This window comes from Buchnera aphidicola (Meitanaphis elongallis) (assembly GCA_039830015.1).
GTDB lineage: Bacteria > Pseudomonadota > Gammaproteobacteria > Enterobacterales > Enterobacteriaceae > Buchnera_B > Buchnera_B aphidicola_AU.
In genome coordinates this window covers 493,238-514,303 of the sequence record CP140033.1, presented here as the reverse complement: position 1 = coordinate 514,303, position 21,066 = coordinate 493,238, and the positions used below count along the sequence as shown (strand labels likewise).

At 25.1% G+C, this 21,066-nt stretch carries 17 protein-coding genes and 1 other RNA gene; 6 read left to right on the top strand and 12 right to left on the bottom strand.

From position 1 onward, the window contains the following. Positions 1–56: 56 nt before the first annotated feature. The 3 genes from htpG to dnaX form a co-directional block, all read right to left on the bottom strand. Entirely contained in the window at positions 57–1,934 is a 1,878-nt protein-coding gene (gene htpG / locus U0T58_02225) for a molecular chaperone HtpG (protein ID XBC42204.1), read from the bottom strand. Positions 1,935–2,184: 250 nt separating this feature from the next. Then, complete coding sequence (locus U0T58_02220; GenBank protein ID XBC42557.1) at positions 2,185–2,517, bottom strand: YbaB/EbfC family nucleoid-associated protein; 333 nt, start codon at positions 2,515–2,517, stop codon at positions 2,185–2,187. 188 nt (positions 2,518–2,705) lie between these two features. Then, positions 2,706–3,845: a DNA polymerase III subunit gamma/tau gene (dnaX, locus tag U0T58_02215; protein ID XBC42203.1), complete on the bottom strand. Its 1,140-nt coding sequence runs from the start codon at positions 3,843–3,845 to the stop codon at positions 2,706–2,708. A 184-nt stretch (positions 3,846–4,029) separates the two neighbouring features. Here dnaX and ffs point away from each other — a divergent pair. Then, positions 4,030–4,128, top strand: an RNA gene (ffs, locus tag U0T58_02210) — signal recognition particle sRNA small type. Positions 4,129–4,156: 28 nt separating this feature from the next. Here ffs and U0T58_02205 read toward each other — a convergent pair. The 8 genes from U0T58_02205 to U0T58_02170 all read right to left on the bottom strand — a co-directional run bounded on the left by U0T58_02205 (position 4,157) and on the right by U0T58_02170 (position 15,594). Further along, on the bottom strand, positions 4,157–5,899 hold the full coding sequence (locus U0T58_02205) for a SmdB family multidrug efflux ABC transporter permease/ATP-binding protein (GenBank protein ID XBC42202.1): 1,743 nt from the start codon (positions 5,897–5,899) through the stop codon (positions 4,157–4,159). A gap of 40 nt (positions 5,900–5,939) precedes the next feature. Then, positions 5,940–7,613, bottom strand: coding sequence for an ABC transporter transmembrane domain-containing protein (locus tag U0T58_02200; protein XBC42201.1), 1,674 nt, complete (start codon positions 7,611–7,613; stop codon positions 5,940–5,942). Between the two features lie 244 nt (positions 7,614–7,857). Continuing rightward, positions 7,858–8,880, bottom strand: a complete 1,023-nt coding sequence (locus U0T58_02195) for a SurA N-terminal domain-containing protein (protein ID XBC42200.1) — start codon at positions 8,878–8,880, stop codon at positions 7,858–7,860. Between the two features lie 136 nt (positions 8,881–9,016). Continuing rightward, positions 9,017–11,350, bottom strand: coding sequence for an endopeptidase La (lon, locus tag U0T58_02190; protein ID XBC42199.1), 2,334 nt, complete (start codon positions 11,348–11,350; stop codon positions 9,017–9,019). 154 nt (positions 11,351–11,504) lie between these two features. Then, positions 11,505–12,785 carry an ATP-dependent Clp protease ATP-binding subunit ClpX gene (gene clpX / locus U0T58_02185; protein ID XBC42198.1) on the bottom strand — a complete coding sequence of 427 codons (1,281 nt, stop codon included), beginning with the start codon at positions 12,783–12,785 and terminating at the stop codon, positions 11,505–11,507. Between the two features lie 102 nt (positions 12,786–12,887). Continuing rightward, entirely contained in the window at positions 12,888–13,511 is a 624-nt protein-coding gene (gene clpP / locus U0T58_02180) for an ATP-dependent Clp endopeptidase proteolytic subunit ClpP (GenBank protein XBC42197.1), read from the bottom strand. Between the two features lie 230 nt (positions 13,512–13,741). Continuing rightward, positions 13,742–15,037 carry a trigger factor gene (gene tig / locus U0T58_02175; protein XBC42196.1) on the bottom strand — a complete coding sequence of 432 codons (1,296 nt, stop codon included), beginning with the start codon at positions 15,035–15,037 and terminating at the stop codon, positions 13,742–13,744. 248 nt (positions 15,038–15,285) lie between these two features. Next, positions 15,286–15,594, bottom strand: coding sequence for a BolA/IbaG family iron-sulfur metabolism protein (locus U0T58_02170; protein ID XBC42195.1), 309 nt, complete (start codon positions 15,592–15,594; stop codon positions 15,286–15,288). Between the two features lie 387 nt (positions 15,595–15,981). Here U0T58_02170 and cyoA point away from each other — a divergent pair, with 387 nt between their 5' ends. From cyoA to cyoE, 5 genes are read left to right on the top strand one after another with little or no spacing between them, the layout of a single operon-like run. Beyond that, positions 15,982–16,842 (top strand): ubiquinol oxidase subunit II, encoded by an 861-nt coding sequence (gene cyoA, locus U0T58_02165; protein ID XBC42194.1) that lies wholly within the window; start codon positions 15,982–15,984, stop codon positions 16,840–16,842. A gap of 47 nt (positions 16,843–16,889) precedes the next feature. Continuing rightward, on the top strand, positions 16,890–18,866 hold the full coding sequence (gene cyoB / locus U0T58_02160) for a cytochrome o ubiquinol oxidase subunit I (protein ID XBC42193.1): 1,977 nt from the start codon (positions 16,890–16,892) through the stop codon (positions 18,864–18,866). A gap of 13 nt (positions 18,867–18,879) precedes the next feature. Beyond that, entirely contained in the window at positions 18,880–19,491 is a 612-nt protein-coding gene (cyoC, locus tag U0T58_02155; protein XBC42192.1) for a cytochrome o ubiquinol oxidase subunit III, read from the top strand. After that, on the top strand, positions 19,488–19,826 hold the full coding sequence (locus tag U0T58_02150) for a cytochrome C oxidase subunit IV family protein (GenBank protein ID XBC42191.1): 339 nt from the start codon (positions 19,488–19,490) through the stop codon (positions 19,824–19,826). Before cyoC ends, U0T58_02150 begins: the two co-directional genes overlap by 4 nt. Further along, complete coding sequence (cyoE, locus tag U0T58_02145; protein ID XBC42190.1) at positions 19,823–20,680, top strand: heme o synthase; 858 nt, start codon at positions 19,823–19,825, stop codon at positions 20,678–20,680. The genes U0T58_02150 and cyoE overlap by 4 nt, the downstream gene beginning before the upstream one ends. A 33-nt stretch (positions 20,681–20,713) precedes the next feature. Here cyoE and U0T58_02140 read toward each other — a convergent pair whose 3' ends face one another. Continuing rightward, on the bottom strand, positions 20,714–21,007 hold the full coding sequence (locus U0T58_02140; GenBank protein XBC42189.1) for a TusE/DsrC/DsvC family sulfur relay protein: 294 nt from the start codon (positions 21,005–21,007) through the stop codon (positions 20,714–20,716). Positions 21,008–21,066: the final 59 nt, after the last annotated feature.

Below are 21,066 nucleotides of genomic sequence, written 5' to 3'. Positions count from 1 at the left end.
TGTTTAATTTATAAAAGTGTTATTCACTACAAATGTTTTGTTTTAATTTTTATGTATTATTTACAATTTATTAAGAAGTTATTTATTCTAGTTATAAATTCATTAGGATTTTCTAAAGTATTTTTTTCTGCGAGAAGTGATTGATCAAACAATATTTTTACCCAATTTTTAATTTTTTCTTCATTTGTTTCTTTACATATTTTTTTAATTAGTTCGTGATTTGGATTGATTTCAAAGATATATTTTATTTCAGGTATAGATTGTCCTGCTGCAGAAAATAATTTTGCCATTTGAGTGGTCATATCGTTGGAATCTGTAATAACCATAGCAGGAGTGTGTGTCAATTTATAAGTGAAACGAACATCTTTTATTTTGGTTTTTAATATATTTTTTATTTTACTTAACAAAGAATCCATATTAGAACTTATTTCTTTTGATGAGTTATTTAAATTTACATTTAATTTTTCAATAGATTCATCGTGTTTGCTAATTGATTGAAATAATTTTCCATCAAATTCAGTTAAATAATTCATCATCCATTCGTCTATTTTGTCAGTTAGTAGTAGTACGTCTATATCATTTTTTCTAAAGAATTCTAAATGAGGACTATTTATAGCAGAAGTATGATTATCTGATGTAATAAAATAAATTTTTTCTTGTTTATTTTTCATATTATTAACATAATCACGTAAAGATATCATATTTTCTTGTGAGTTATATTTCATTGAATAGAATCGTAGAAGATCGGCAATAACATTTTTATTTATTGGATCTTCTGCAGGGCCTTCTTTTAATACTGATCCGAATTGAGACCAAAATTGTTTATAAGAATCAATATTTTTAGAAAGATGATGTAACAATTTTAGTACTCGTGTAGTAAGTTTTGTTTTTAAATTTTTTATAATGTGATTATTTTGCAATATTTCTCTAGAAACATTTAATGGAAGGCTGTTTGAATCAATAATTCCTTTTACAAAACGCAGATAACTTGGCAAAAATTGTTCTGCATCATCCATAATATATACACGATTTACGTATAATTTTAAACCGTGTTTATTTTCTCTATTCCAAATATCCCAAGTAGATTTAGAAGGAATAAATAGTAAGATTATATATTCTTGAGTACCTTCTATTTTATTGTGAGTCCATATAATTGGATCATTGGAATCGTTAGTGAGTTGTTTATAAAAATTTTTATATTCTTCGTCTGTTATTTGAGATTTTTGTAGAGTCCATAATGCTTTAGCTTGATTAATTTGTTCCCATGTATTGATTTTTTTTTGTTCGTCGTATACGTTCATTTCTATCGGAACAGAAATATGATTAGAATATTTGCTAATAATATTTCTTATATTCCATGGTTCTAAAAAATTTGTTTCTTCTGGTTTTAAATATAAAGTTATTTTTGTTCCTCTGTTTTTTTTATTAATTTTACTTACTTCATATTGACCTTTTCCTTCAGATTCCCAGAGTACTCCTTCATTTTCATTTAAACCTCCAAATCTACTTTTTACTATTATTTTTTTGGACACAATAAATGCTGAATAAAATCCAACTCCAAATTGTCCAATTAAATTATTTTGTTTTTGCATAGATTTTTTATAAGATTTTAAAATTTCTTTTGTTCCAGATTTTGCTATTGTACCTAAATTATTAATTATTTCTTCATGTGTCATTCCTATTCCATTGTCACTAATAGTTAAACTATTATTTTTTTTATCTATATAAATTCTAATATGCATATTAGTATCTGCTTCATATAGTTCTGGGGAAGATATCGATTGAAATTTTAATTTGTCAATAGCATCTGAAGCATTAGAAATTAGTTCTCTTAAAAATATCTCTTTATTAGAATATAAAGAATGAATCATTAGATGTAATATTTTATTTGTTTCTGATTGAAATTCGTATGTTTTTTTGTTATTAGAATTCATAAGACATATTCTCGTGCATAATAAGTATGTTTGGCAATAACGTTTAAATACAAAAATGTATTTTGTATAAACTTGTGTATAAGTATTTACTAAATGTTAATACAAAATTATTTATATTATATAATAATAACATTTTTGATAAATTTGTGAAATCTTATATATATAAATATGTATTTTATATTATATAGTTTGTTTTAAATTCATACATGTTTTGAATAAAATAGAGAATTTTGGAATTAATGTAACACATTTACGATGGAATGTTTAACTCGTTAGAAAATGGAATATCTGGAGAAATAGAAGACATTTTTTGTTTTTGTAGTTCTAAAATACGTCGCGCTGCATCGTTGAATGCAGCTACTATTAAATCTTCTAATATTTCTTTATCATATTTTGTTATTAAAATGGGATCTATTTCTATTTTTTTACAATTATTTGTTCCAATTAATGTAACTTTTACAATTCCTGCTCCAGATTCTCCAATCACTTCTATAGAAGATACTTCTTTTTGTATTTTAGTCATTTTTTTTTGTATTTCTTGTGCTTGTTTCATTAAGGTATTTAAATTATTTTTAGAAAACATTTTCATTTCCTATTTTAGTGTAACTAGAAAAGTATACTATTGTTAATAGTGAATATTAAATAATGTGTATATATTCTCATTCGATAAGTTATTTAAAGTTAAATTAATAAAATATATTATTTCTCTAGCATGATATTATTTAGTTATATATTTTATTGTATCAATTTATAATGTGATTATTTTGTATTTTAATTATTTTTATTGTCATGAATGATATTAATTTTTATTGGAGTTGTATTGAGGTTTAATGCACGTAATAAAGTCATTTCTACTCCAATCTGATAATTAGGAGCAACTTTTAATTCTTTTCTTCCTATTAGTATAGTTTTATAGTATAACTGAATGTCTGAATGTTTAGAAATTTTTGAAATTTCATATATTATTTCATTTTCTTTTTGATCTTCATAAAATAAACAACTTGTTTGTATTTTTGAAAATTTTTTAAACATAGCTATTTTATATAATAATTTTAGAATTTCTATTAATATGTGTTCCCAATTGATGTTAACTTTATTTATATATTCTAATAAAGATAACATTTCTTTTTGATCTTTTTTTAATAATGCTAGAATTATTTTTAATATTTGATTGCTATCCAATCGTCCTAACATATTTTTTACGACTTTAGTTAAAACTTGTTCATTTCCCATAGAGATGGCTTGTTCTGTTAAATTTAATGCATTTCTTAGACTACCGTTAGATTCTATAGACAACAATTTTATTGCTTCATGTTCAAATAATATATTTTCTTTAGATAATATATGTTTGATTTGTGTGAATATTTCTATTGTATTAATTGGTTTTAATTGAAATTGCAAACAACGTGATAAAATTGTAGATGGTACTTTGTCTAAGTTGGTAGTTGCTAAAATAAATTTAACATGTTCTGGTGGTTCTTCAATTATTTTTAAGAGAGAATTAAAACTATGTTTCGAAAGCATGTGGATTTCGTCTATTAGATAAATTTTAAATCTTCCTTTAACCGGTAAATAGTTAATATTGCTTAATAGTTCTTTCATGTCTTCTATTTTAGTACGTGAAGCGGCATCAACTTCAAGTAAATCAATGAACTTTCCGTTTTCTATTTCTTTGCAATTTGGACATATTCTGCACGGAATATGCGTAATTCCTTTTTTGCAACTTAATCCTTTAGCTAGTATCCTGGAAATGGTTGTCTTTCCAGTACCTTGAGTACCATGAAATAACCATGTGTGGTGTATTCTTCCTAATTGCAATCCATTGCATATCGCAGTAATAATATATTTTTGTCCAATTATATTATTGAATTCTTTAGGTCTCCATTTGTTAGCTAGAATTTGATAATTCATTGTTATAAAATGAGTGCACTTAACAGTTTAATTAATAATTTTAGCATAAGTTATGCTTATAAAAAAGATGTTTGAATAAATAGTGTTTGTTAGATCATGAAAATAATAACATTTGTGCTAAATTATGTTAAAAAAGTTTGTAATTAGAAGGAGTTTTATGTATAATGAAAAAATTAGAATTCTCTGTTAGTATTCTAGTACTGTAATCTTAAAAAATTTGGTCAGGATTGGAAGATAGCAGCCATATTAAGCAATTCAGGTACTACGAGCATAGCTGGCAGAGATTCTAAATTTTTTAAAATTTTTTAAAATTACATTTTTTCGTTTTGATGTCTATACATTTCCCAGTAGTATTGTTTATTTTTTATTAGGTGATCGTGTTTTCCTTGTTCTACTATTTTCCCTTGATGAAAAACAATAATATTATCCGCGTTTTTTATTGTTGATAATTTATGAGTAATTACTATTAACGTAGTGTAAATTTTGATAGAAGATAATATAATTTGAATTTTTTTATCAGTTTCTGAATCTATATTAGCGGTAGCTTCATCTAGTATTAATATTTTTGGGTTTGATATTAATATTCTAGCAATTGATAGTAATTGTTTTTGACCTATAGATAGTATTTTACCGTTCTCTCCTAAAAACGAATGTAACCCATTTGGCATAGATTTTACTAATTTATATAAATGTACTTTTTTTAAAATATTCCAAATTTTGGATTCAGAAATTTTTGTCCCAAAAGTAATATTTTCTAGAATAGAGTCATCTAATATGATTGGATCTTGTTGTACAATAGATATTCCATGACGTAACACATCTTTATTTAACGATTGTATGTCTCTTTTGTCTAAATAAATATTACCGTTTTTGACTGGGTAGTGTCCCATTAATAATTGTGATAGGGTACTTTTTCCACTTCCTGTATGCCCTACTAGTGCTATAAATGTTTTTGAAGCGATATGTAAATTAATGTTATTTAGTATATTTTTACAATTTTTTTTGTAAGAAAAATTTACATTTTTAATGTATATTTCTCCTGTTTTTAGTTTTTTAGCATCGATTCCATATTTTTGTTTAGAAATGTTTATTAATTTAAATATTCTTTCTCCTGCTACGATTGATTGTTGTAAAATAGATTGTTGAGAAGCAATAGTGATTAATGGTTCATTAAGACGTCCTAGATAGGTAATGAAGGCATATAAAGTTCCAATTTTAAAAAATCCTTTAGGATATAGTCCAAATAGTAAGATTAGTCCGCATAATATGATAGATGAAAAAAGATTAAGTAATGGTCTTAGTAAAAATCCATCTAATTTTAATATTTTCATACGAGTTAAGTAGTGTAGATTACTAGTTTTTTCTATAGAATTTCTAAACTTTTTTTCTAATCCGAACTGTTGTATTACGTTAATTCCATTGATTATTTCGTTGAAAATATTGTATATCTTAGTCACATATGTTCGAATTCTTTTTAACATTGGTTTACTGTAATATTGGTATAACAATGTTATAATTAGTACTAATGGGAAAATAGTTATTGCTATACTAGCCATTCTCCATTCTAAAGAAAACATAGTTATTAACGTTACGATAATTAATACAGTACTACGGAATAATGTAGTAATAAAAGTATCGTATAGTTCTTTAACTGTTTCTGTATCATTAGTTACACATGATACTAATTTTCCGATTGGTTGTTGGTTGAATACGCTTATAGGTAACGCTAATATTGATGACATTAGATTAAAGCGTAATTTTTCAATAATTTTTATTGATATTTTGTTGAAAATTACATCTTGGAAATAATTTAACATAGTTGATATAGTTTGAAGCAACACATAGGCAATTATTGTTATGAGTAGTGTGCGAAAATGTATGTAATGTTGTATTAAACTAGTTTGTATGAAATGACTAACAAGTACAGGACCCAACACTTCAAATATAGAAGCTAATAATAAAAAAGTAAATCCTAACATTAAGTTCTTTTTATAGTTTGTTCCATAACGTAATAAATTTTTTAATATAGGCCAAAAATCTTTAAAATTTTTCATTTCATAACATTTCCTTATTATTTCTTTTGTTGTATTAATTTTATTTATTTTTTATTTTTTTTGTTATAGTTCCATTGTTTAAAGCTATAATTTGATCAAAATTAATTGATGAAGGTAATTTATGAGTGCAAATAATTATTATACGTTTTTGTTTTTTTAATATGTTTAAATTATTTAATATTTTTGAAGCAGTATTTCCATCTATTGCAGATAAAGCGTTATCAAATATTAATATTTTTGATTGTTTTAATAATGCGCGAGCAATGGATATACGTTGTTTTTGTCCGCCTGATAACATTATTCCCTTTTCTCCTACTTGAGTGTTATATCCGTGTGGAAAATTAATAATGTCATGGTGCAAATGTGCAAAGTAAATTACTTTTTTAATTTCTTTTTGAGAGGAATTTATTTTTCCTATTGCGATATTATTGTAAATTGTATCTGAAAATAAACAAGTTGTTTGGTCAACTATTGACACTATTGTTCTCCATTCTTGCAGTTTGAAATGAGAAATTGGAATAGAATTGTACAATATTTTTCCGTCAGATACTAAAAATTGTTGTTGAATAAGTTTTAATAGAGTACTTTTTCCTGATCCGGTTGGACCATAAATTCCTATTATTTGTCCTGGGTATAGTGAAAAATTTATATTTTTTAATGTTTTTATTTTACATTTACTATAATAGAAACTTTTTATATTAATATGTAATTTTTTGAAGCACATTGGAATTTTCTTATATTTCTTTTCTTTTAATGTATTTTTAGTAAGTATAGATTGTATTCTGTTCCATGCTGCACTTCCTCTTTCGACTATGTTGAACATCCATGCTAGAGCAAGCATGGGCCAAATCATTAATCCAAGATACATAATAAAACTAGTTAATTGCCCGATACTAATTGTTTTGTTCCAAAATAACCACCCCCCAATTATAATTGCTAACAAGTTAGACAAAGAAATGGATAGATGTATAATAGGATCGAACATAGCATCATTTTTAGCAACTTTGGTATTTTTGTTTCCTAGACATGTTAAGATTTTGCAAAACTTTTTTATTTGATATTCTTCTAATCCAAAAGATTTGATTAAATGAATACTATTTAAACTTTCTTGTGTATGGTTGCTTAGATATGAGAATGCTATTTGTGATTTTTGAAAACTGTGGTATATTTTTTTACCTATTTTATTTATCATTATAGCCATGATTGGCATGGGAAGTAGAGAGAATATAGTGAGTTTCCAATTAATTTGTATAATCATAGTAATTAGAACAGATAATCCCATTACTAAAGAATCGATTAATGTTAGTACTCCTTCTCCTGCTGCAAATACAACTTTGTCTACATCGTTGGTTATTCGCGTCATTAAATCGCCAGTTTTATATTTTAGGTAAAATTCTTGGTTTTCTTTGCTAATATAATCATAAATTTTTATTCTTAGTTCGATGGCAAGTTTATAAGCAGCTCCGAATAAGAAAATTCTCCACATATATCGAAGAATATAGACTACTATAGCAATGAACAAAATTATTGCAATCCAATATAGTAGTGTTCGAGTGTTATTAATTTTTTCTTTTATAATAGAATCTATTAAAAATCCTACTAGTTTTGGTGGAAATAATTGCAAAATAGAAATAAAAATTAATAGAAAAATAGCTATTAAGTATCGTTTCCATTCTCTTATGAAGTACCAACCTAGTTGTTTAAATAGATTCACAGAACAACCTTATTAGTTAAATAAATAGAATATTATTGTATATATACAATCATGAATATAGTTTATTTAGTGTTTCAAATCAATTTTTTGAATGCAGTGTAAAAGAGATGAAAAGACACATTTTTGTATCTGTTCTATTGTATGTTGTATTAAATATTCATATATGGTATTGAAGCAGTATTTATAATATTAGTTTTTAAAATATTGATATAAAATTTTAATATAAAATGCATTATTTGTAACATTAAAGATATTTTTTAAAGTTAATTAATTTTCCATATGAAATATTAGCTTGTGTGTATAGATTATGGAGGATAGAGTTTAATATCATTTTTGTATTGTGTTTAAGTAATTGTGATAGAAGAACTTTCTTTTGTTGTTTCGATATATTTATATGCATTATTTTATAAAATTGAACTAAAAATAAATCGTTATTGTTTTTGATGATATTAAAACAAATATTATTCTTTTTAAGACTTGGAAGACTAAATATTAGTTGTCCTAATTTATTAGTACTAAATTTATAAAAAAATTGAGGTTTTTCAAATTTTAGATTCATTTTTTTAAATAATGTTTCGGATCCATTATTGCATTCATTGGTTATTTCTTTAATCATTGCAAATGAATTAGTTTTTTGAACACGTACTAGAGAATAATAATTTTTTTTGTTTATGGGAGCTATTCTAATTACTCTAATTTGTGATAGTAATTTAATGAAATTGTTACTATCTTTTTTTAGAATAAATGTTGAGTTAGTGATAGAAGAAATAAATTTTTTTATTGCTAAGTTTGTTTTAATTGTTTCAATATATTCTTTAGTATTAATATTATGTGAATTGAGGAAAAAATAATATTTCTGGATATCAAAAACGTTGTTTTTTCTAAAAATTTGTTGATTATATACGTAATTTTGAATACTAGTGTTACTTACAAATACATTTAATTTTTTTAAATATTGTTTTAAAAGAGTTTCATAAATTATGTTTGATATTGTTTGTTTATATAATTTTTTTATATAACTGCGATTATATAATGTATTTAAACTACTTGTATTGAGACTTTTTTTATTTTGTAATAATACAGCTGTGTATGCTCTAGTAAATGTTTCTAAGCTAATTGTATCTTCATTAATTTTTATAACGTAATTTTTTTTGTATTTTAATGAATGATAGTTCATTTTTGTAATAATTAATGATAAAACAATTATTATTAAAAATGTTAATAGGATTATGTTAGAAAATATGAATTTTATTTTTTTCAGGATCATTATGAGTAATTTCGTATAATTATTGATATAGTATTATCTTTTATGATGTTTTTATGGACTGACAATAACTTTTTTTTTGTTTTGTCAGTCTATTTTTAAGTTTTAAAGATTTTTATGAACATGAAGTTTTGTGTTATCAATTATAAGGCATGCGTTCTAACGATAGATTTAATACCTCTTCGATGTATTTTACTGGATGAATATAGAGACCAGAAAGAATGTTTTTTGGTATTTCTTCTAGGTCTCGTTTATTTTCATGAGGAATTAATACTGTTTTGATACCTCCTCTATGAGCAGCTAGTAATTTTTCTTTTAATCCTCCTATTATTAGAATTTTTCCTCTTAGAGTAATTTCTCCAGTCATAGCAATGTCTGATCGCACTGGATTGTTTGTTAAGCAAGAAACTATTGCTGTACACATAGCAATCCCAGCACTTGGTCCGTCTTTTGGTGTAGCTCCTTCTGGAACATGAACGTGAATGTCGTGTTTTTCATGAAAATCGTGTTTTATTCCTAGTTTATGTGCTTGAGATCTCACTACAGTTAATGCAGCTTGAATAGATTCTTGCATAACTTCTCCTAAAGATCCTGTATAAATTAACTTTCCTTTTCCTGATATGCAAGCAGTTTCTATTGTTAATAATTCACCACCTACTTCAGTCCAAGCTAAACCTATTACTTGCCCGATTTGGTTTTTATCGATTATCTTTCCGTAGTCAAATTTTTGGATTCCAAGATAATAATGTAAATTTTTGTTATTTATTTGTATTTTTTTGAGAGTTTTGTCTAAAATTAAAGTTTTAACACATTTTCTACATATTTTTGATAGTTCTCTTTCAAGATTTCTTACTCCTGCTTCACGTGTGTAATATCGAATAATGTTAACAATAGCAGAATCATCTATTATTAGTTCATTTTTTTTTAAAGCGTTTCTTTCAATTTGTTTAGGTTTTAAATAAGATCTTGCTATATTTAATTTTTCATTTTCAGTATAACCAGAAATTCTGATAATTTCCATTCGATCAAGTAAAGGTGCGGGAATATTTGTAGAATTAGAAGTAGCAATAAACATTACTTCAGAAAGGTCATAATCTACTTCTAAATAATGATCATTAAAAGTAACGTTTTGTTCGGGATCAAGTACTTCTAATAAAGCAGATGCTGGATCAACCCGAACGTCATAAGACATTTTATCTATTTCGTCTAATAGGAAAAGTGGATTTTTTACTCCTGTTTTAGTAATTTTTTGAATTAATTTTCCAGGCATAGAACCGATGTATGTTCTTCTATGTCCGCGAATTTCTGCTTCGTCTCTAATTCCTCCTAAAGCCATTCTAATGTATTTTCTTCCAGTAGCTTTTGCTATAGATTGCCCTAGAGATGTTTTTCCTACCCCGGGTGGTCCTACTAAACACAATATTGGTCCTTTCATTTTGTTAATTCTACTTTGAACGGCTAAATACTCTAAAATTCGTTCTTTTACTTTTTCTAAACCAAAGTGATCTAAATCAAGGATAGTTTTTGCTTCTTGAAGATCTTTTTTTATTTTGCTTCTTTTATTCCAAGGAATTTGTATCATCCAATCTATATAACTTCGTACTACTGTTGCCTCGGCAGACATAGGTGACATCATTTTTAATTTATTAAATTCTAATTTTATTTTTTCTTTGGCTTCTTTTGGCATCTTTGATGAATAAATTTTTCTTTTTAATAGTTCGTTATCATCTAGAGTATCATCTATTTCTCCTAGTTCTCTTTGAATGGCTTTCATTTGTTCATTCAAATAATATTCTCTTTGGCTTTTTTCCATTTGTTTTTTGACTCGGTTTCGAATTCGTTTTTCTACATTTAATAAATCTATTTCAGATTCCATTATCTTCATTAAATGTTCTATTCTATCATTAACACGGTATATTTCTAAAATAGATTGTTTTTCGGATAATTTTAATGGCATGTGTGTAGCAATTGTATCTGATAATTGTTCTGCGTTATCTATACTTGATAAAGAATTTAACGTTTCTAATGGAATTTTTTTATTTAATTTAACATATGTTTCAAATTGATGTAATGCTGCTCTAATAAGTACAGTTTGTTCTTTTTTTGAAATATTAGGAGTAATAATTAGTTCAATTTGTGCAGTAAAGTAATCTCCATTATTTTTGAGTGTTTTTATATTGGCACGTTGTAGTCCTTCTACTAATACTTTTACTGTTCCATCAGGTAATTTTAACATCTGTAATATAGAAGCTGTCGTTCCAATAGTAAATAGATCACTATTAACAGGATCATCTATTTCTGCTTTTTTTTGTGCAACTAACATAATTTTTTTATCATTTATCATGGAAGCTTCAATGCATTTTATAGATTTTTCTCGTCCAACAAATAATGGAATAACCATGTATGGATAAACTACTACATCTCTTAATGGTAAAACAGGAATTTCAACATGTTCGGAACGTTTTAGATTCATAAAGTTCTCTCTTAGTTTCAATAGTATTTTAAAATTTTTCAATCGCTTTGAATGATCGATGTATAATTTAAAACTATGGATAAGCTTGAGTATTTTAGAATGAAAATTCGATATTCAATTCTAATAAGTTAAGATAATAAAATTAAACAATATTTTAAAATTTATTAGATATTTCTTTAGAATCGTATGTTGTATAAATTATTTTTGGTTTCGATTTTCCATTAACTACTAATTTATTAATCAGTATTTTTTTAACGTTTTTCATAGAAGGTAAGTTGTACATTGTGTCTAACAACATGGTTTCTATGATTGAACGCAATCCACGTGCACCTGTTTTTATAGATATAGCTTTTTTTGCTATGCATTTAATTGCTTCGTCGTAGAATTGTAATTTTACTCCTTCAATGTTAAATAGTTCTTGGTATTGTTTTATTAATGCGTTTTTAGGTTTACATAATATTTCTACTAATGCAGTTTCATCTAATTCATGTAACGTGGTAAGTATGGGTAATCTTCCAACAAATTCTGGAATCAATCCAAATTTTATTAAATCTTCGGGTTTTACGTGTTTTAATATTTTATATTGGTCGTATTGTTTTTTGTTTTTTTTAACTTTAGCATTAAATCCGATTCCTATTCCTATTTTTGTTCTTTTGGAAATAATTTTTTCTAATCCAGAAAATGTTCCTCCACATATGAATAAAATTTTAGAAGTATTTACCTTAAGAAATTCTTGTTGCGGATGTTTTCTTCCACCGTGAATTGGAACTGAAGCTATTGTCCCTTCTATTAATTTTAATAAAGCTTGTTGTACTCCTTCTCCAGAAACATCACGAGTTATAGATGGATTATCGGATTTTCGAGAGATTTTGTCTATTTCATCTATATAAATTATTCCCTTTTCTGCTTTTTGTATATTGTAGTCACATGTTCTTAACAATTTTTGAATAACGTTTTCTACATCTTCTCCTACATATCCTGCTTCTGTTAAAGTAGTAGCGTCAGTTATTGTAAATGGAACTTCAAGTAGTTTAGCTAATGTTTCTGCAAGCAAGGTTTTTCCACTTCCTGTTGGCCCAATAAGTAAAATGTTACTTTTTCCTAGTTCGATGTCACGTTTTAAGTTTATATGTTGAATACGTTTGTAATGATTGTATACCGCTACTGATAAAGTTTTTTTAGTTTTATTTTGTCCTATTATGTAGTCATCAAGATATGTTTTTATATTATTAGGAGTGGGTATATTATATTTTTCATTTTTTATATGTTCTTCATACTGGACTTCTTTATGAACAATGTTATTACACAATGTTATACATTCGTCACAAATATACACTGATGGTCCAGCTATTAATTTTTTAATTTCTTTTTGATTTTTACCACAAAAAGAACAATATAATGATTTTTTATTATTATCTTGAATATTGTCTGTCATTAATTTTCCTAATATAAATTTGTGATATACAATGAAAATATTTTAGATTTCTTATTTATAGCTTTAGTAATATAATAATATTATTGTTAGAATTGTTAAAAATTATTTTCGATGATGTAATATGCAATCTATTAATCCATATTCAATTGCTTCTAAGGCAGATAAAAAGTAGTCACGTTCAGTATCTTTTTCTATGACATGTACATCTTTTCCAGTATGCATAGACATTATTTTGTTGATCATTTTTTTTATCTTAATAATTTCTTGAGCATGAATTTCTATATCTGATGCTTGCCCATTACAACCTCCTAATGGTTGGTGTATCATCATTCTCGAATGCGGTAAACAAAATCGCTTACCCTTCTTTCCTGAAGCAAGAATTAAAGCAGCCATAGAGCATGCTTGTCCTATACAAATTGTGTTAATGTTTGGTTGCACGAACTGCATAGTGTCGTAGATGGACATGCCCGATGAAATTGTTCCTCCTGTGGAATTAATGTATATAAAAATGTCTTTTTCTGGATTTTCAGATTCTAGAAATAAAATTTGAGCTACTATAGAGTTAGCAATAGAGTCTTCAATCGTTCCAGTTAAGAAAATTATTCTTTCTTTTAATAATCTTGAATATATGTCATATGATTTTTCGCCATAAGGTGTCTTTTCTACTACTGTTGGAATTAATAAAATATCGCTTCTGTTTTTATTGTTAATTTTTTTATATAACACTATTATCTCCGATGTATATGAAAAATGTTGAAAGCGTTGTTTTGTTCGTATTAAAATAATACATTTTTATATTTTTTATAGTATTAATGGTATAACTCTATAGATATATGTACTTTATGATTGAGATATTTTTAGTATAGTTTTACTTTAAAAAATGCTTAAAATGACAACGTTTAAGTATATATTTTAATATAATTTTGTTGTTTAAAATAAATGATTATGAAATATCACTAGTTTATATGGTTTAGTTCATTTATTGCTTCATAAAAATTATATTTTTTTTCATTTTTTATAGATTTTTCCAAAATTTTATCAATAGCTTGTTTTTCTAAATTTGTGTTATTAAAATAATGTTTAATACTTTCATTATTATTATATAGTTGAATCAAATTGTTAGTATTATTGTGTAATGTTGCGCTTTTTTTTATTAGTGATTGTATTTCTTTTATGTTGGGTTTTAAAAAATTATCTTGGATATATTTTTGTAATATAATAGTAATAGCAACTTGGTTATGTGCTTTTATGGTTAAATTTTCTTGATAAATAGTTTTGAAAATGTTTTCATTATCTTTTATATACATGTTTTTTATTTTTTGTTGTAATATCAAGAAAACGTTTTGTATTAAGATAGATGGGACGTTTATAGGATTAGATTTTATTAGATTGTTTATTATTTGTGATTTTATATAATTTTTAGTTATTTTTTTTGCTTGAGCTTTCAACATAGTTTTGATAGTTTCATTTTCTTGTTTATTTAAATGTAATTTATTGTTGTTTTGTTCTTTTAATAATTTTTTTTCTAGTTCTTTAACTTTTTTTATAGTTATCTTTATTTCTAATGTTTTTCCTGCTATATGTTTGTCACAATGATGTTGTGAAAACGTAATATTAGTAAAGAAGGATTCGTTTACTTTGTGAATCAATAATTTTTTTTCAATTTCTGGTAGTATTTCATTATTTCCTATAATGAATTGAAAATCATATAATTTTTTTTTATATAAATTATTTTCTGAATTATTTGTTATATAACAAGAAATAGCTACTTTATCATGTAATTTAATAGTATGATTTGATTCTACCCAATTATGTTGCTGGAAGTAATTATGGATTGTTTTTAAAATGTCATTTTCAGTAACATCAATGACTGGTATATGTACAGTAAACGGTTTCGTATTAAGTATAAATTCTGGATATATTTCAAATTTTATCGAATAGCTGAGATCTTGATTTTTTTCATATTTATTTAAAATGAATGTGGGAGTTCCAGCTATACGAAGTTTTTCTTTATGTATTTTCTCTAGAAAATATTGTTTTGTTAGTTTTTTTAATGTATTTTCTAGGATTTTATCTTCATAGTTTTTTTTCAAAATATTTAATGGTATCTTCCCTTTTCTAAAGCCGTTAATTTGTATGGTGTTGTTTAGTTTAATGATTTCTGTTGTTATAGATTTTTGTATTATGTTATGAGGAATAGTAATATTAATACTTCGAAATAAATTCTTATTTTTTTTAATTTCTAGGTTCATTTTGCTGCCTTAAATAATTCTTAAAGTAGAATTTATAAATATTTCATTATTTTTAGGTATCTTCTTAATATATATATTAATTTTATTATTTTTATAATTATAAAATTGTATTGTATGGGCATGAGAAATAGTTAAAATGAATTATTAAAAACATAATAATTCTATATTATCATTAATGTGATCGCACAATTATGGAATAATTTGTGGTATTAGATATTTTATTTAACATTTCAATTATGATTTCAGCATTATTTATTGTTCATACATATAGGAGAAGTTAAGTTTTTTTGAAATTTTGAATTCCATTCATTGATAGTGTATGTATGTAATGCCAATCCATGAATGTTGTATTTCAAAATACATGTAGATAATAAATTATATATTTTTTGATGTCTGGTTAATAAATTGTATTTAGTAAAATCGTCACTTACTATAATAATTTTAAAATGTGAATGATTTGTCATAGATTTTTTATGTTTTTTACTTTCGTTATAAATTTCAAAAATTTTTGTATCAAACACTGATGTTAATATATTTTTTATTATTTTTGTAATCATTTTTTATATTTTATTTAATTTTTAGTTTTATATATATTAAATATATTAACTTAATGAATATATAGAGCAACTGTTTTAAATTTCTGGTATTACAAATTTTTTGTTTGAAATCGTAAAATTTTTGATACTTTTTTTAAATTAAAATAAGTGATGTTTTACGGTCATAATAATTAAATAGAGTTAGAGTTAAGGTACTATTTTGATTAAAGGCTTTAGCTAAATTTAAATATGATAGATTGTTTTGGTGTATTGTATTGAATAATATAATTGAAGATTATGGCATAGATTAGTGTATATTTTGTTTTTTTAAATTGTATTTGTATGATCAAACAGTTATTTAAATAGATATAATTTTTATGATTTAAGGTTGAATATTGAGGTCACTAAATGCAATTTTTAAAATGTCCTATATATATTTTAAAATTTTTTTTGATAATTTTTGTTATGTGTTTATGTGGATGCGATAGTGGAATTTTATTTCCAAAGGGTAATATTGCTTTAGAACAGCGATCTTTGATATTAACTTCATTTTTAGTAATGTTATTGATTATAATTCCGGTATTTTTTATGACATTTTTTTTTGCAATAAGATATAGAGAAACTAATATTAATGCTAATTATAGACCGAACTGGTCTCAGTCTAATATAGTTGAAATGTTTATATGGGGACTTCCAATTATTATTATTATTTTTCTCTCTACATTGTCTTGGAAATCTGCTCATGATTTGGATCCACATAGGAAAATTATTTCTAATGTTGAGCCTATAAAAATCAATGTTATATCGTTAGATTGGAAATGGTTGTTTATTTATCCAGGCGAAAAAATTGCTACTATTAATGAATTGGTATTCCCAGTTAATACTCCAATAGTTTTTGAACTTACATCTAGTTCTGTTATGAACTCTTTTTTCATTCCTTCTCTTGGTAGTCAGATATATACTATGGCGGGTATGAAGACTCATTTAAATTTAATAGCTAATACATCTGGGACTTATTCAGGTATATCTGCTAATTATAGTGGAGTAGGATTTTCTGATATGAAATTTAGAACAGTAGTTACTCCTAATTTTTTATTGTTTAAAGAGTGGATAAACAAAGTAAAACGTTCTCCATATCAGTTGAGTTCTATGTCTAGTTTTAAAAGAATAGCACATCCTAGTCAAAGAAATGCTATTGAATATTATTCCAACGTAAAAGATCATCTATTTAGTATAGTGATTAAGAAGAATAGAGACGTAAAGAAATAATTTTATTACATAATTATGTACAGTTAAAATGTAAGGAACTATATAACATGTTTGGTAAATTGAATTGGAATTCTATTCCATACAATGATTCTATTATAATGACTGTGTGCTTTATGATTATTTTGTGTATCATATCTGTTTTTATAATAATTATTTATTTAGGAAAATGGAATTATATATGGAATGAATGGTGTTGTTCTGTAGATCATAAAAAGATTGCTGTGATGTATATTTTTCTTGCTATTGTTATGTTATTGCGCGGTTTTTCTGATGCTATTATGATGCGAATTCAACAAGTTTTAGCTTCTTCTGAATCAGGAATAGGGTTTTTACCATCTTATCATTATGATCAAATATTTACTGCTCATGGTGTTATTATGATTTTTTTTGTAGCTATGCCTTTAGTAGTTGGATTGATGAATTTTGTGATACCTTTGCAAATTGGTGCTCGAGATGTTGCATTTCCATTTCTTAATAACTTGAGTCTTTGGTTGACTATTAGTGGAGCTATATTGATAAATCTTTCTCTTGGAATCGGTGAATTTTCGAAAGCTGGATGGTTAGGATATCCACCTTTATCAGAAATGGAATTTAGTCCTGGAGTTGGGGTTGATTATTGGATTTGGAGTCTACAATTATCTGGTATAGGAGCTACTTTAACAGCTATTAATTTTTTAGTTACTATCTTAAAGATGAGAGCTCCGGGAATGTCTTTATTTAAGATGCCTGTATTTACATGGACTACATTATGTACAAATGTTTTGATACTCGCTGCTTTTCCTGTTTTAACCGTTAGTTTGCTACTACTTACATTAGATAGATATATTGGGTTTCATTTTTTCACTAATGATTTTGGTGGAAATGTAATGATGTACGTTAACTTAATTTGGATTTGGGGCCATCCAGAGGTATATATTTTAGTTTTACCTGTTTTTGGAGTTTTTTCTGAAGTAGTAGCTACTTTTTCTAGAAAAGAGTTGTTTGGATACACGTCTTTAATTTGGGCAACAATTTCAATTACTATTTTATCTTTTGTAGTATGGTTACATCATTTTTTTACTATGGGTGCTGGGGCTGATGTTAATGCATTTTTTGGAATAGCAACTATGATTATAGCTATACCAACAGGAGTAAAAATTTTTAATTGGTTATTTACTATGTATCATGGACGTATTTATATGCATTCTTCTATGTTGTGGACAATGGGATTTTTAATTACTTTTTCAATAGGTGGTATGTCAGGTGTATTGTTGTCTTTACCTGCTGCTGATTTTGTATTACATAATAGTTTGTTTTTAGTAGCACATTTTCATAATGTAATTATAGGAGGTGTGGTGTTTGGATGTTTTGCTGGAATCACTTATTGGTTTCCTAAAATGTTTGGATTTACTTTGTCTGAAACATGGGGGAAACGTGCATTCTGGTTTTGGATTTCTGGTTTTTTCTGTGCTTTCATGCCACTGTATGTTTTGGGATTTATGGGAATGACTCGTCGTTTAAGTCAACATATAGATCATCAGTTTCATTTTATGTTATTGTTGGCTTCTTTTGGTACATTTTTGATTATTATAGGAATTTTATGTCAAATTATTCAGGTTTTAATATCTATTCGGGATCGAAATACTAATCGAGATTATACGGGTGATCCATGGAACGGTAGGACATTAGAGTGGTCAACTGTTTCTCCGCCGCCATTATATAATTTTGCTGTTGTACCTAAGATTTGTTCTCGCGATTATTTTTGGAAATTAAAAGAAAATACGAAAAAAGATAATATAGAATGTATTGTATATTCTGATATTCATATGCCAAAAAATACTAATTTAGGTATTTTTATTAGTTTTTTCTCTGTTATTTTCAGTTTTTCTTTAATTTGGCATATTTTTTGGTTATGTATTTTGTCATTTTTAGTAATCTTATTTTTGTTTATTCAGAATAGTTTTTCTAATGATAATGGTTATATAATTTCTAAAGAACAGATTTATAAAATTGAAAACAAACATATTAATAATCTTAAAAATTAGGATTGAAATAATAGTGAATAATGTAATAGAAAAAAAAATAAATGTATCTAAATTGAATGTTAGTATTGCACGTTCTAATAAGTTGTTTGGATTTTGGTTATATTTGATGAGTGATTGTATTGTTTTTGCTACATTGTTTTCTGTTTACATGGTTATGAAAAATAATATAGCTAATGGTCCATCTGGGCGAGAAATTTTTAATTTTTCTATAGTTGTTATGGAAAGTTTATTACTATTGTTTAGTTCTTTTTCTTATAGTTTTGTGCTTTTAGAGATAAAAAGATATAATAAAAATAGAGTTATATTTTGGTTTTTGATGACTTTTTTATTAGGTACAATGTTTTTGATGTTAGAAACATTTGAATTGGTTAATCTGATACAAAGAGGATATGGTCCAACTTGTAGTGGTTTTTTATCTGCTTTTTTTGTTTTGTTATCTACTCATGGCATACATGTTGTTTTTGCTCTTCTTTGGATTTTAGTAATAATAAAGCAAGTAGTAATGTTTGAAATTACTCATAAAACTTATACAAGAATTCTTTGTTTAAGTCTATTTTGGCATTTTTTAGATATAGTATGGATTTTTATTTTTTCTATAGTTTATTTGATTGGAGTAATACTATGAATTTTTCTTATCTAAAAAATATTTTAACTTTTAGGAATAAATATTTTTTTTATATTTTAAATCTTATAATATTGACTACGTTAACTATATTACCGTTTGTAGTAGTTATTCAAAAAATATATTCTAAAAAAATAATTAGTTTTATAGTAGTATTATGCTTAATTATTCAAGTTTGTATTCATATTAGATTATTTTTACATTTAAACGTTTCTGATAACTATAAATGGAATGTTGTATCGATGTTATTTTCTTTTTCGGTTATTTTAACTATTTTATTGGGTTCATATTGGGTAATGAACAATTTAAATCATAACATATATTATTCTACAATATGATGGTACTTTTTTTAGAACTTTTAAAACCAAAAATAATTTTTGGTAACTTGATATCTTGTTTAGGTGGATTTTTATTAGCTTCAAAGGGTAACATTCACTATAATTTTCTATTTTTAAATTTAATAGGCATATCATTAATTGTTGGATCTTCTTGTATATTAAATAATGTTATTGATTATAAATTAGATAAACAAATGAGTAGAACAAAAAATAGAATTTTAGTTACTAATGTTTGTTATTATAATTTAGCAATATATTTTGCAATATTTTTAGGAATATTAGGATTATTTACTTATGGATATTTCATAAATATATTATGCATGTTGTTCGCTTTATTAGGATTCATTATATATGTAATATTTTATAGTTTATATTTAAAGAAAAGATCAATATATTCAACAGTAATTGGTAGCATTTCTGGTGCTATTCCTCCTGTTTTGGGATATTGTTCTGTAACTAATTATATCGATTTGTGTGCTATTAATTTATTCATAGTTTTGATGTTTTGGCAAATTCCTCATTCTTATGCGATATTTTTAATGCATTTAAATGATTATAAGCATGCAAATATACCTATATTTCCTATTGTTAAATCATTTTTAGTCACTCAATATCATATCAAAATATGTATATTATTGTTTCTTATATTTTCTTGCTTTTTTACAGTAATGCATTTTACAGGATATAAATTTTTTTTTAGTATATTGGTTTTATCTATAGTATGGTTTTATCTTGCATTTAAAACGTATGATGATGACAAAAATCATATCATTTGGTCAAAAAATATTTTTTATCATTCTATTATAATTATGTTAGTAATGAATATTATGATGGCGATTGATTGTGTTAGTTAGAAGATTTTTTGTTGTTTATTTTAATTGAATTTTTTAAATGCAATGAGATGGTTCAGGTATTCCTGCTATTTTACTAGCTTGCTTAATTGGCCCGAGCGGAAATAATTTAAATAAATAACAGCTTGTTATTTTTTTTAGTTGTGTTTTTTCTAGTAGTTTTATTAACATTCTTATAGATGGAGTCAAGTTGAATTTTAAATAGAATGTGCGAATAGTATATATAATTTCCCAATGATCTCGAGTCATTTCTATAGATTCTTTTTTTGCAATTTTTTGTGCTATCTTTTTGTTCCAACTTATGTTTTGTTTTAAATTTTTGTTTTTCATATTTTTGTTGTTGATGTATTAAAATATATTATTATTTTATGTTTAAGATATAGAAGTAT